Below are 11,949 nucleotides of genomic sequence, written 5' to 3'. Positions count from 1 at the left end.
CTTCACCAGCTGATTGTCAACGGTGTCCAGGCTCTCGCTGGTCTCCGTCAGAAACTCCCGCAACAGATCATCCATGAGCTACGCCTTACTGAGCTGGACCTCGGTGCCTGCGCCGCCTTGGTATCGGCGGAAGTCCGCTCCTAGATCGTTAGACAACCCATTTCACGGTCGCGTTAATTTCATCCTCCGTGCTAATACGGATATTGAAGCGAAGTTTGCCGTTCGCGGGCACGGGACAGCGGTTTTCGGCACGTCCGGCTCGCGAGATCCGTCCGGAGACGCGACTGGTAAACGCGCGGATAACCGCGTCACCAGCGGCGCAAAAAGATCCTGCCGACATGGGGGGATATGCAAGGCCGACTGGAATTGAACCAAATCAAACGCGATCGGAATCGCGCGCGCGACCTTTGCGTCGAAGTGCCGATGGCCTCGGTAAAATCCGCGTTCACGGTAAACGGACTCTTACTCCAGGAGCATCGCGAACGATAACGCGCTAACCCAGCCGCACGGCAGCGGCATGATGTTCGGCGAGACAGTCCCTGATGGCGGCCAGCAGCGCATTCGGCGTGAACGGCTTACGCAGGCAACGCGTAGCGCCGAGCTCCAGCGCCATCCTTAGAAAGTCGGGCGCAGGCGAATTCATATCTGCGAAGGCATAGCCCGACATTGCGATCAGCGGAGTGGCGGGCGCGCGGTCGTGAAAGAGCCGGATCGATTCGAACCCGCGCATATGCGGCATGAAGATGTCGATGATCATCAGGTCGAACTGCCCGTGCTCGAGAGCTCGCAGTCCTCCCTCACCGCCGTCGGCAATCGTCACCCGGAAATTGTTTCGCTGGAGATAGATCTCGATTGCCATGGACACCATCGGGTCGTCGTCGACAACGAGAATATGGCGCAGACTTTCTGTCGTCGTTTGAATGTCCCGCTTCGGCGATTCAATAATTGAAGCGTTGCGCACACCTTTCTCCTCTCGCTTGCATTCAAATCGTGATGACCACCTGCGTGGTCGATCGGGCACGACACGCCAACGGCATGCGCGCAATTTCTGCAGCCGGGCCTCGCAGTTGCGCGAAGCAATAGCTGACGGCTGAAGGAACTCGGCTGACGAGCGCGGCGGCTTGGACCGGAGAACGTCCAATGAAAGGGCGGATGCAAGCTCTGCCATTGGGTGCCCGCTTCCAGATCATGAGGTCCCCTGCCACACTTTCCCGGGTCGCAACGCAAATCTGTCTCGCCGGGCATGCGCGCGAATCAAGCACTGCTCTTATTTCCGCCGCAAATCCGCCGGGCTGTCTGCCCTCCAACGGGTATATGGACAGCACCACAACCATTACAATAGGTTTGTGCTGCCGCGCAACCGGATGTCGAACGCGCGACGCACGCTGGATTGGTTCCGCATGACCGCAAGCGGCCGGCCTCCCAACCGATTGCTGCAGATGCTCGACGCTGCAGACTTCGATCTGATGCGTCCTCATCTCGTCACGATCGAGTTGGTCAGAGAGACTGTCCTGGGTGAAGCTGGCGCCGCGCTACGATACGTCCACTTCCCGCACGATGGAGCCGTTTCAATCACCGTGAGCCTGTCCGAGGGACAGATGATCGAGGTGGCGATGCTCGGCCGCGACGGCCTCATCGGCGGCGGAGCGGCACTTGCAGACGGGATCGCGGCGTCAGATGCCGTCGTCCTCTTCCCCGGAACCGCTTCCGCACTTGAAGTTCCCGCGTTTCGAGCCATTGCTGCCGCCTGTGCACCATTCCGTTCCCTGATGATCCGGCATGAGCAGGCGCTGTTCGCACAGGTCCAGCAATCCCTGATCTGCAACACGCTACACCCGGTCGAGGCGCGCCTGGCGCGCTGGCTGCTGCGGGCCCGAGATCTGTCCGCGAGTGACATTCTACCGCTGACACAGGAGGTTCTGGCTCAGATGATGGGCGTCCGGCGCAACGCCATTTCATTGGTGGCGCATGCGCTGCAACTTGCCGGAATCATCCGCTACAGCCGGGGCCAGATCGAGATCACCGACCTGCGTGCGCTGGAGGCGACCTCCTGCGGCTGCTATGCCGCCGTGAAGGCCCACCATGCTCGCCTGTTGACACCCTCGGGATGACATCGGCATGCCAGCGCAAAGTATGCCGGCATGCACGGGACGGTCTGGAGCAATGGTCGAACCGCGCTGTTAACACTGCACCTATTGCCAATATATCCCGGTGGAAACATGATGGAACTTAGTCAGGCAGAGGACGGTCATGTCGCTGGCGGCATTCACCGGCGGAGGTGACGGGAGGCAGCTTTGGAAACGATGGTGCGCCCATCCAACGGTTTCCTGTCGGCGCTGTCGGCAGACGATTATGAATTGATCCGTGCACATCTGCGCACAGTCGATCTGCCGCATGATGCGGTGCTGGTCGAGACCGGCGAGACGCTCAAGCGCGCCTACTTCCCGCACCGCGGCGTGATCTCGCTGATCGTGAAACTCGCCAAGGGTGAGCATGTGCAGGTCGCCATGATCGGCCGCGACAGCCTGCTCGGGACGCTCTCGACCATGGGCGACGCATGCGCTTTGAACACGGCGGTCGTGCTGGTTCCCGGCACCGCCTCCGTGATGGACCTCGACCGGTTGCGCATCGCGGCCGAACAGAGCTCCACCCTGCGGACCATGCTGACGCGGCATGGGCTCGCGATGTATGCACAGGTGCAGCAGACCGCGGGCTGCAACGCGGCTCATCCGGTCGAGGCGCGGCTGTCGCGCTGCCTGCTGCACACCCATGATTGGTCGGGCGACTACCGGCTGCTGCTGACGCAGGAGGCGATGGCCCAGATGATCGGGGCGCGGCGCAACAGCGTGTCGCTGGTCGCCAATACCCTGCAGCAGGCCAATTTCATCCACTACAGCCGCGGACACATCCAGATTCTGAATCTGGACGGGCTGCGCCAGACGGCGTGCGAATGCTACGCCACCGTCAAGGCCCAGTACGACCGGCTGCTCGGGCCTTGACAGCACGCGCAAGGCCGGAACATGGTAAAGCAAGTGCTAAACGCTGCCCGCAAACACCGCGCGTCCCGTGACCAGAATTGCAATCGGAAAAGCGTAGACGTCCCCGGAGCCGCAAAGAAGAACCGGGACAACCATGCTCGATGCCGTATTCGCGCCCGCGCCAGGCGCGCACGACACCACTCCGCTGCGCGAACTTGAATCGCTGCGCGAGCCTGGCGCGTTCGACGCGCTGGTGCGCGAGATCGGTGAGGACGGTGCCCGTGAGGTGCGCGCGGTGTTCTGGAGCGATACCACCGCGCGGCTCCTGCTGTTTCGCAAGCTCACGCTCGATCAGCATCGAGCCAGGATTGCGCGCGAGGCGCATTCGCTGAAGAGCACGGCGAGGACGTTCGGCTACGTCAGGCTCGCAACGCTGGCGCTGCGGTTGGAGAGCACCGCCGACACCCTCGAAGGCGCCGAACTTGGCGACCTGCTCCAGCAGATGGAGGCGGCCTTTGCCGGCGCGAAGGCTCAGGAACCGCAGGATTGACCCTCCCTGCGCAACTGCCGCCGTACTTATACGGTTTGCGATTTTTAGAGATGACTAATCATAGGTGGCGATAGTCGCCGGAAACCAGGAGGGTTTCCATGTTCACCTATGAAACAGCGGATCAGAAAGAGGTCCGCCGCTTCCGCATCGCGCAGTTCAACGGCCGAATGGCAACGGTGAAGGCGGGCGAGTCCACGGTGACCGGTTTTGTCCGCTCGGTGCTGGAGCAGGAATCGACCATCCCACCGCGCTGGACCATCACGATCATCCCGAATGCGCCGAAGGAAGAGCCGAAGGTTCTGCGGCCCACTTCGCGCACCCGTCCCTTCGCCGAAGACTATTTCTAGGCTCGGCCGCGCGCCGCGACGGCGGTGCCGGCCAACGGCCTCAATCGAGCGAATGCAGCAATGCCGCGCGGACGAGGTCCGCGGTGTTCCGCGCGCCAAGCTTGCGCATCGCTTCAGCCCGGTGGCTCTCGAAGGTGCGCGGGCTGATCTGCATCCGCAGCGCCCCCTGCTTGTTCGAAAAACCCTCGCTGATCAGCCGCAGCACTTCACGCTCGCGCTTGGTCAGCCGCTTGCTCGACAGCGTCGCGATCTCGGAGCCCGCTTCGCGCGGCGCCGGCAGCGCGCGCCGGGTCTTTAACTCGACGTCCTCGGTGTTGGACGGCACGGGCAGACCACCCTTGTGCGAGCCGGCGAGTTGCTTGACCAGGCCGCAGACGCGCTCGGTCTGCGCCAGTGCGTTCTCGACCACCTGCTGCAGATAGGCGCGATCGCCGGTCACAGGCGTGAGCTGATCGCTATGATGCTTGATCTCGCCCATGTAGAGCAGGAGTGCGGTCAGGGGGCCATTGAGCTCGCGGGCGATGGCCGCGGCCATCTCGTCGGCCGCCCTGGCACGGGCAGCATTCAGCCGGACGAAGTCGAGCTCTTCAGGCGCAGAAGCGCTGCTTTCGAACCATTCCGACGGCCGCGAATCGGTGACCGTATCGTTCTGTGACCCCATGTGACTCGTTTAGCGGAACCCGGGGCGGTCTGTGGTTAACTTTTTACTCCGTAAGACTACGGTTATTTTGTTGGTTTTGTGCTGAAATACCGGCGGCGGCACAATTTGTGCTTGCGCAGGCCGGCGGCAGACCGCGCAGGGGTTGATGAAGCCGCCCAAATCATAGGCAGTCGCCCAAACGCCTTCTTAACGATCGCTGCCCGCCCCGTCCCGGCGCTCCCGGATTTTACGGATTAATTAACGGCAGCTTGCTTCTCTATGTCGCAATTGAGAGCGCGCAAATGCCTCCATGCATTGGGCCTGTAGGCCTGCTGGAATCGTTGCGAGAGAATTGCGTGCCATGAACGATATCGACCAGCTATCGGAGTTCCTGCAGAAGCTGACGCCGTTGTCGCGCAGCTGCCTGCTCAGCGAACTCGAGCGGCTCGAACTGTGCGGCATCGACATGCCGGGCTCGGCGGAGATCCAGGCCAAGCTGCGCGCCGAATTTCGCAAGGACGGATCGACCCAGGCGCGCGCCACCAATCCATCGCGCTACTTCTTCGCGCCGCTCGAGCTGTTGCTGATCGACGGAGCGCCCGAGCACGCCAATGCGGGACGGATCTCGCGCAACACCCTCACCCCGATCTGGGAGTGGATCTGCCGCGACCTGCTGCCGACCATGGCGCGCGACTACATCAAGGCGATCAACGACCAGGTCACCGCCAACAATCCCAAGGAAGTGCTGAAGATCGCGACGACCTTCCAGGTCAAGGTCCTCAAGGTGCTCGAGAACACCTTCGCTTCAGCCGAGAGCACCGAATTGGCGCGCGGCAAGCTCGCGCAATACACGGCTTCGCGCACCGCCTTCAACGACGTGAAGAAGATGCAGCAGGTCCTGCGCGCCGGCGATGGGCTATCGAAGTTCAACGAGAAGCTGCCGGCGACGATCGCAAAATTCGACGACGCCCAGGTCGCGCAGATCACCGCGCGGCTCGACGCCTTCAGGAAGGCCCATGCCGAGGCGGTGCCCTTTGCGCTGACGCTGGTGGCCCGGCGCCTGAAGACCTCCTGGCAGCTCGTGCGCCTCGCCACCAAGGCGGCGCCGAGCAAGAGCGCGGCCGACGTCGCCGCGACGCCTTACGCCGGCGTCGTCCACATGGTCCTCGACCGGCTCGACGACAAGCGCCTCGCGCTCAGGATCGCGCTCCGGAACAACCGCGTGCTGATCGCGCGCGACCTGCTCACCGATATCTACGATACCGAATACGCGCTGAAAGTTCGCATCGACGGCATCGAGCAGTGCGAATGGGGCGTGCGGTTGCAGCAATTGATGGACGCGATCGCCGCGCTGGTGTCCGCCGAAGTCAGCCGCTTCCCGGCCAATGTCGGCCACATCCTGGGATCGCGCCGGCTGCGCAGCCATGACACGCTGGGCGGCAAGCTGAGCTACCTCGCCTGGAAGGGCCGCGACGCCGTGCAGGACGGCGCGGCGGCGCTTCGCAAATTGATCGGGGCGACCTAATTCGCCCGAGTCATTCGGGCGCGTGCGGCAGGCACAGGAAGCGATCGAGAAATCGCCCTGACATCACGCACCTGAACCACCAACGGGTCATCCGCCGCATCGTCATAGCTGCGATCCCTGACAGCCCATCACCGGCCAGGCGCAGCAATAGCGCGCGTGCGGCAATACGGCTGTGAGGTGCTTCACACGCGCCTGCTCTGCGCTTCGGCGAATTGTCGCATAACCGTCACGCGCGACGCAGGAACATGCGCGCATCGCGCGAACCGCGAGAGGTCGCTCGCACCGAAGTCTATCAGACGTATGACGACTAGCCGGCCGCTGTGGCCGAACACGGCAACGCCACGGTCAAATGAGGCGTCCATTATTTAATTGGGCGAAGCGCGTGCAGCTTCGTCCAATTACAGGACACGGCTTCGCGCGACGTCGAGATGCGGCCTTCGAAAATCCTTGCATGATTGTCGCACGCGCGTGCGCAACGCGAAGACGAACGTAAAGACTTCTCGAACGCGATCCGAACAATTTTAGGAATGATGGGGGCTTTAACGTTACCCAGATAATTCAACAATCGGCTGAAGCCCTCCTTATTTGAAACTGCTCCCATCGCTAACACCGGTCGCGGAACGGGAGTGGCCTGCGATGAACGATGAAATTGTGGAATGCGCCGGCCGAAGGCTCAGGACCTTCGGGCGGCGAAAGGTGAAGCCGCGCGCATGCGTCGCCGACGGCAAGCGCCATCTGCGCGCATTCCTCGCCGAGGTGCTGGAGGATCTTGGATTCGTCACCAGCGAATGCGCCAGCGCCGACGAGCTCAAGACCGTGCTCGCCGGCGAGCTGCCGGATCTGATCCTGTTCGGTGTCGCCGCTGACGGCATCGAGCCCGGCACGTTTCTGGAGACGCTGGTGCGCGAGGCGTTCGACGGCAAGGTGCTGGCCGTCGGCGCGCGCGACTCCATCATCGTCAAGGCCGTGCAGCAGGTCGGAGAGGAATACGGCCTCGCTATGCTGCCGCCGCTCACCACGCCCTTTGCCGCGGAGACGCTGCGCGATCGTGTCGCGATGCTGCTGCCGGACGAGCCGGTGCCGAGCCCGGCCGTGCATGTCGGCGAGGCCTTGCATGCCGGCTGGCTCGAGCTCTGGTATCAGCCCAAGATCGACGCGCGCACGCTGATCCGCTGCGGCGCCGAGGCGCTGGTGCGGATGCGGCATCCGACCTGGGGCGTGGTGCCGCCGGCCTACTTCATCCCGGAGGAGCACGATCCGCATCTGCGCGATCTCTCGGAGTTCGTGATCGAGCGCGCCGTGCAGGACTGGCATTATCTGCTGGAGCGGCAAAGCCCGGTCGATCTGTCGATCAACCTGCCGGCCTCATACCTGAAGGAGCCGCAGGCCGTGCGCGACCTCTGCCGCCGTGTCCCGACCCATCCGGCCTTCGGCGGATTGACGATCGAGATCGACAGCGAGGAGGCGATCCGCGATCTCGATGTTCTCGTCGAGGTCGCGCGCGAGGTGCGCCTGCACAACATCGGATTGTCGATCGACAATCTCGGCGCCAATTGGCCGTCGCTGATGGACCTCGGCAGGATCCCATTCATCAAGCTGAAGGCCGACCGGCAGTTCGTCACCGGCAGCGCCAACGATCGTCTCAAGCGCACCGTGTGCCGTCACATCGTCGAGCTCGCGCAAGGTTATGGCGCGCGCGCCGCCGCCGAAGGCGTCGAGAGCCGCGCCGACCTCGTCGTCGCCAACGAGCTCGGCTTCGACCTCGTGCAGGGCTTCCTGTTCGGAAAACCGTTGCCACTGAAGAAATTTGCGCGGAGCGCGCTGACGCGGACGGTGCTCGACCCGGTGTGAGTGAAGAAACTCGAAAACAACCCCATGCACAGTAGCCGGCGAGGGTCGGCCTAATGCTGACGTTTTTCCGAATCGACTTGACCCGTCGGGCAAAACAGGGGCATAGTGCCATCATCGAGGGGCGCGCGTGATGCGGGCATTTGCCGACCCGCCGTCATGCGCTCAGTACCACGGCTCCTCGTACACAGGATCGCCGTCGAGCAGCAGCCGCTTGATGGCGGCGCGGCCCGAGGGCAGCACGGCGGCGACGATGCGGAGCTTCCGCTCGTTGCGGGCCTGCTCCAGCTTGCGGCCCTCGCCTTCCGGCACGAAATAGCTTTCGAGGCCGTATTTGATCGTCAGCCTGTCGCAGAAAATGCGGCTGTCCGAACCGCAGGAATAGGTCACGCGGCCGCGGATCAGGATCTCGGAGGCGTTGACCGGGACGGGCGCCGCATGCACCGAGACGGCCCGGTAGAGCCCGCTGGCATCAGGCGCGAGCTTCACGAACACGACCGGATACCGCTCGGCCGCCTTCTGTCCGGCGAGCACGCCGGCCGGCATTTCCGAGATGTCATAGCGCAGCACGACATAGTCGCCGCGCAGGAGGTCGCGGGGATCGACCGGCTGCGTCTGCAAAGTCACCTCCCGGCCTTCGCGCAGGATCTGCATGCGATCGGCGACCATCAGGACCAGCAGCACGCACTGAAGCAGGATGGCGGCGCCGAACCGCACGGCTTTCGGAATGCGTTGCCAGATTTGCGTGATGGAGGCGATCATCGCGCGGCCCTCGGCAGCAGACCATTGAGCACGGATGCGAACACCACGGCAATGATGCCTGATACGGCCAGGAAGACCGAGCGGCGCAGCAGCGAGCCCTTCACGGCCCAGGTGATGCCGGCGATGACGCCGCCAATGCCGAGCCAGCCGGCGGCGATGCGCGGGCGGACATCGTCGAGCACGCCTGAGACGACGAGGCAGAGCATGGCGCAGAGCAGCGCGGCGTAGGCGAACCAGGACTCGCCGCCCGCCGAGGCCGGCCAGATCGGCGCGGCGAGCAGCGTAAGGCCCATCGCGCAGGCGGCGAGGATTTCACCCGAGCGTTTCGTGATGCCGGAGGACGCCAGCGCGAGCGCCACGCCGGCGAGGCCGCACACGATCGCCCATGGCGGCTGGGCCGCCGTGGTGTCTGTCCGAAGCCGGACGAGATCGTCGACCGTCGTCACCTCCAGGAAGGCGACGACAGCCAGCGAAAACGCGCCGTAGATCGACAGCACGGATCCAAGCCGTTGCGCCCTCGCCGACGGCGCGGCTGATATGGCGAGCCCGGCGCCGAACAGCAGCGCCGCGCCGTTCGCCAGCACGAATGACGGCTGGTCGCCGTGGAAGTCGAAACGAAAGGACGTCGCGACCCACCACGGGATCGCCGCGAGCGCGACGAGATGCGCCGCCACGCGCGAATTCCAGGCGAACGCAAGCGCGGCCGCGATCAGCCAGACCAGCACGAATGAAAGATGCAAATTGTCGGGCGCGTCATAGATGCGCATGCAGGTCCAGATGCAGGCGGCGACGAGGGCGACCGCCAGCGCGCCGCGCGAGCCGGTCAGCGCTGCCGCGGCGAACGCGCCAGACGACCACAGCAGCATGCCGCCGGCAAAATCGTCGCCGAGATGATACATCTGGCCGACCAGCGCGATGCCCGCGCCGAAGATGATGGCACCGATGCTGGCGCAGAGATCTGCGAGAACCTCGCGGCCGGTCGCGGCGAACCACGCGCCGAGACCGCCTGAAACGACCATGCCGGCAAGCAGGATCGAAAACCGCAGCAGCCGCGCGATCTCCGTCCAGTGCGCCGCGACGAAGGCAAGGAACGCCGCCGCGATCAACAGGCCGCCGACGATGCCGACGACCACCGCGATGTTGATGCCAGGCGACAGCGGCGGCAGCGCCTGTCGGATCGAGGCGGCCACCGCCGGCGCGATCACGCCATCGGCTTCCCACTGGGCGAGGTCGGCCTCGAGGCGCTGGCGGTAGGTTTTGTCGAACATGGTGGTGGATCACCTGGCTGCCGGACAGCGGCTGATTCCCGTCGGCCGGCATCGTTGGTCGGGCCGCCGCAGCGGCGGGTTCAACCTGTCATGCCCGTGCGGGAGCTGACAATAAAATCCGGAAAACACCCCATGCGCAGTAGCCAGCCATGACGGGCACGACGCATGTCGAAGCTCCACCTCATCAAATCTCGTCATTTGCCTTCGCGGACTTTTCCGGTAATATTTCCGGAAATGAGGGTGACATGACCGGCAAAGCAAAATCCCCCGTCGCCAGCCACCGCGCCCGCCGGCAGCGCCAGGGTTTTGTGCGGGTCGAGGTCAATGTCCGCAAGGAAGATGCCCCCCTGATGCGCCGCGTGGCTTCGGCTCTGTCCGACCCCGCGCGTCAGGCCGAGGCGCGGGCAGTACTTCGGCAGCGCTTTGCCGAGCCGTCCCATGTCAGCCTGAAGTCCCTGCTCGCGGCCGCGCCGCTCGAAGATATCGAGCTCGACCGCAGCCGCGATCCCGGCCGCGACGTCGACCTGTGAGCTATTTGATCGACACCAACATCATTTCCGAGATCCGCAAGGGCGCGCGCTGCGACGCCCGCGTCTCCGCCTGGTATGAGAAGATTACCGACGCGGACATCTTCCTGAGCACGCTCGTGCTCGGCGAGATTCGAAAGGGCATCGAGATCGCCCGCGTCAGGGACGCAAGCAAGGCGGTCGCGCTCGAACGCTGGCTGCGCGAGGTCGAGGCCGCATTCGACGGGCGCGTGCTCGGCATCGACAACGCCGTATCGGACCAATGGGGCCGCATCAGCGCCATCAGGTCTGTCCCTGTCATCGACGGCCTGCTCGCCGCAACCGCGCTGACGCATGATCTGACGCTGGTGACGCGCAATGATCGCGATGTCGCGGGGCTCGGGGCGAACGTGATGAATCCGTTTCGGGGCGGTGGAGATGGGAATTGATCCTGGTCTCGGGTTACTCAGGCGAATTGAGAATATCGGGACAGCTGGAAGAAAGGTTCTGCCTGGTAGGACGGATCGGTGGCGAGGCGCGCAAGCCGTTGCCCGATGGCGGGCGCGAACTTCGCACCATGGCCTGAACACGCGGAGCAGACGATCAGGCGGGACTCCGGCCAGCGATCGATGATGAATTCCTCGCCCGCGTCTAGCCTGATGTCGGCGGGCGCGGTGTTGGTGTAGAGGCAAACGTCAGAATCGACGATGGGCCCGGCCGCGCCGGGGACGAGCGCGGCGAGCGCTTCGCTCACGGAGCGGAGTTCGGCATCGCTGACGGGCGGCCCCCAGTCGTCGGGGCCGACCACGGGGCCGTGGTTGTGAGGCGCAGCCTTGATGCCGCGCTGTTCGAAATCCGGAAAGCCGTAGACGATGTCGTTCGGGCCCCGGTCGAGAATGAAGATCGGGAAACGACCTGGAACCACGGTGTCGGGGCGGCTAGGTGCGAACCAGCCGACCGCCTGTCGGGTGACGTGAAGCAGCGCGCCGAGGCGCGGCAGTGCGCGACCGAGCCATGGGCCGAGCGCCAGGATCGCGCGCTCGGCGAAGAACTCTTCGCTATCGGTGCGGATCGACACGCCGTCGCGGCGCGACGTGAAGCTCGCGCGTTCCGCAATCAAGCGCGCGCCGGCGCGTGCGCGCATCAGATTCATGACTGTAGCGGTGTGCAGGATCGCGCCGCCGTCCTGCACGACGACGACCCAGTCATCAGGCAGGCTGAAAGCTGGAAATTCCTTGTTCGCGACAGCAGCGGTCATCATCGGATCCGGCCGCCCTTGCGCGATCGCGGCCGCGCGCGAGGACGCCACCATGGCGGAGCCGGGGCGGCCGGCCTCCAGAATAGGGGTTTCCGTCAGAACCGTTTGACCGCTTTCGGTCTGCAGCCGGATCCAGCCGGCATGAGCCTCGTCGCTCAGGCCGGTGTAATCAGGGTTTTCGAAATTGAAGCGTAAGCGTAGCTCTGCCGCCCTTTGAATGACGCTTGACGCCTATTTTGTTCGCGTGGCGCGTCGCCGCGGCATCCA

13 protein-coding genes are annotated in these 11,949 nt (G+C 64.3%); 8 read left to right on the top strand and 5 right to left on the bottom strand.

Annotated features, from left to right (window positions below; all coding sequences use genetic code 11):
* Positions 1–493: 493 nt before the first annotated feature.
* Positions 494–901, bottom strand: coding sequence for a response regulator (locus IF809_RS36935; protein ID WP_164938961.1), 408 nt, complete (start codon positions 899–901; stop codon positions 494–496).
* A gap of 499 nt (positions 902–1,400) precedes the next feature.
* Here IF809_RS36935 and IF809_RS36930 point away from each other — a divergent pair, with 499 nt between their 5' ends.
* From IF809_RS36930 to IF809_RS36915, 4 genes are all read left to right on the top strand, one after another.
* Entirely contained in the window at positions 1,401–2,111 is a 711-nt protein-coding gene (locus IF809_RS36930) for a Crp/Fnr family transcriptional regulator (protein WP_462839947.1), read from the top strand.
* Between the two features lie 192 nt (positions 2,112–2,303).
* Positions 2,304–2,999, top strand: a complete 696-nt coding sequence (locus tag IF809_RS36925; protein WP_462839945.1) for a Crp/Fnr family transcriptional regulator — start codon at positions 2,304–2,306, stop codon at positions 2,997–2,999.
* A 133-nt stretch (positions 3,000–3,132) separates the two neighbouring features.
* Complete coding sequence (locus IF809_RS36920; RefSeq protein WP_462839944.1) at positions 3,133–3,528, top strand: Hpt domain-containing protein; 396 nt, start codon at positions 3,133–3,135, stop codon at positions 3,526–3,528.
* Positions 3,529–3,626: 98 nt separating this feature from the next.
* A complete protein-coding gene (locus IF809_RS36915) occupies positions 3,627–3,875 on the top strand; it encodes a hypothetical protein (protein WP_128963444.1) in 249 nt (82 codons plus the stop codon).
* Positions 3,876–3,915: 40 nt separating this feature from the next.
* On the opposite strand, the gene IF809_RS36910 is transcribed toward IF809_RS36915, so the two are convergent.
* On the bottom strand, positions 3,916–4,536 hold the full coding sequence (locus IF809_RS36910) for a LuxR C-terminal-related transcriptional regulator (RefSeq protein WP_462839943.1): 621 nt from the start codon (positions 4,534–4,536) through the stop codon (positions 3,916–3,918).
* A gap of 340 nt (positions 4,537–4,876) precedes the next feature.
* Here IF809_RS36910 and IF809_RS36905 point away from each other — a divergent pair, with 340 nt between their 5' ends.
* Both IF809_RS36905 and IF809_RS36900 read left to right on the top strand, forming a co-directional pair.
* Positions 4,877–6,040: a hypothetical protein gene (locus IF809_RS36905; RefSeq protein ID WP_462839942.1), complete on the top strand. Its 1,164-nt coding sequence runs from the start codon at positions 4,877–4,879 to the stop codon at positions 6,038–6,040.
* A gap of 636 nt (positions 6,041–6,676) precedes the next feature.
* Positions 6,677–7,891 (top strand): EAL domain-containing response regulator, encoded by a 1,215-nt coding sequence (locus IF809_RS36900; protein ID WP_128963441.1) that lies wholly within the window; start codon positions 6,677–6,679, stop codon positions 7,889–7,891.
* A gap of 162 nt (positions 7,892–8,053) precedes the next feature.
* Here IF809_RS36900 and IF809_RS36895 read toward each other — a convergent pair whose 3' ends face one another.
* Entirely contained in the window at positions 8,054–8,650 is a 597-nt protein-coding gene (locus tag IF809_RS36895) for a GDYXXLXY domain-containing protein (RefSeq protein ID WP_462839941.1), read from the bottom strand.
* Positions 8,647–9,918 carry a DUF2157 domain-containing protein gene (locus tag IF809_RS36890; protein ID WP_462839940.1) on the bottom strand — a complete coding sequence of 424 codons (1,272 nt, stop codon included), beginning with the start codon at positions 9,916–9,918 and terminating at the stop codon, positions 8,647–8,649. Before IF809_RS36890 ends, IF809_RS36895 begins: the two co-directional genes overlap by 4 nt.
* Positions 9,919–10,067: 149 nt before the next feature.
* Between IF809_RS36890 and IF809_RS36885 the strand changes: the two genes are divergently transcribed.
* Together IF809_RS36885 and IF809_RS36880 are read left to right on the top strand one after the other, a co-directional pair.
* Positions 10,068–10,448, top strand: coding sequence for a hypothetical protein (locus tag IF809_RS36885; RefSeq protein ID WP_462839939.1), 381 nt, complete (start codon positions 10,068–10,070; stop codon positions 10,446–10,448).
* Entirely contained in the window at positions 10,445–10,873 is a 429-nt protein-coding gene (locus tag IF809_RS36880) for a PIN domain-containing protein (RefSeq protein WP_462839938.1), read from the top strand. The genes IF809_RS36885 and IF809_RS36880 overlap by 4 nt, the downstream gene beginning before the upstream one ends.
* 17 nt (positions 10,874–10,890) lie before the next feature.
* Here IF809_RS36880 and IF809_RS36875 read toward each other — a convergent pair whose 3' ends face one another.
* Positions 10,891–11,841: an FAD-dependent oxidoreductase gene (locus IF809_RS36875; RefSeq protein WP_462839946.1), complete on the bottom strand. Its 951-nt coding sequence runs from the start codon at positions 11,839–11,841 to the stop codon at positions 10,891–10,893.
* Positions 11,842–11,949 lie beyond the last annotated feature (108 nt).

The sequence above is a fragment of the Bradyrhizobium sp. UFLA06-24 genome (assembly GCF_054967145.1).
The sequence above is the reverse complement of the archived record's forward strand: the minus strand, read 5'-3'. Positions and strand labels throughout refer to the sequence as shown.

Excerpts from the sequence above, each read along its gene's own strand:
- IF809_RS36915 (WP_128963444.1), top strand. The coding sequence starts at position 3,627 with ATGTTCACCTATGAAACAGCGGATCAGAAAGAGGTCCGCCGCTTCCGC.
- IF809_RS36895 (WP_462839941.1), bottom strand. The coding sequence starts at position 8,650 with ATGATCGCCTCCATCACGCAAATCTGGCAACGCATTCCGAAAGCCGTG.
- IF809_RS36925 (WP_462839945.1), top strand. The coding sequence starts at position 2,304 with ATGGTGCGCCCATCCAACGGTTTCCTGTCGGCGCTGTCGGCAGACGAT.
- IF809_RS36890 (WP_462839940.1), bottom strand. The coding sequence starts at position 9,918 with ATGTTCGACAAAACCTACCGCCAGCGCCTCGAGGCCGACCTCGCCCAG.
- IF809_RS36885 (WP_462839939.1), top strand. The coding sequence starts at position 10,068 with ATGACGGGCACGACGCATGTCGAAGCTCCACCTCATCAAATCTCGTCA.
- IF809_RS36910 (WP_462839943.1), bottom strand. The coding sequence starts at position 4,536 with ATGGGGTCACAGAACGATACGGTCACCGATTCGCGGCCGTCGGAATGG.
- IF809_RS36930 (WP_462839947.1), top strand. The coding sequence starts at position 1,401 with ATGACCGCAAGCGGCCGGCCTCCCAACCGATTGCTGCAGATGCTCGAC.
- IF809_RS36905 (WP_462839942.1), top strand. The coding sequence starts at position 4,877 with ATGAACGATATCGACCAGCTATCGGAGTTCCTGCAGAAGCTGACGCCG.
- IF809_RS36900 (WP_128963441.1), top strand. The coding sequence starts at position 6,677 with ATGAACGATGAAATTGTGGAATGCGCCGGCCGAAGGCTCAGGACCTTC.
- IF809_RS36920 (WP_462839944.1), top strand. The coding sequence starts at position 3,133 with ATGCTCGATGCCGTATTCGCGCCCGCGCCAGGCGCGCACGACACCACT.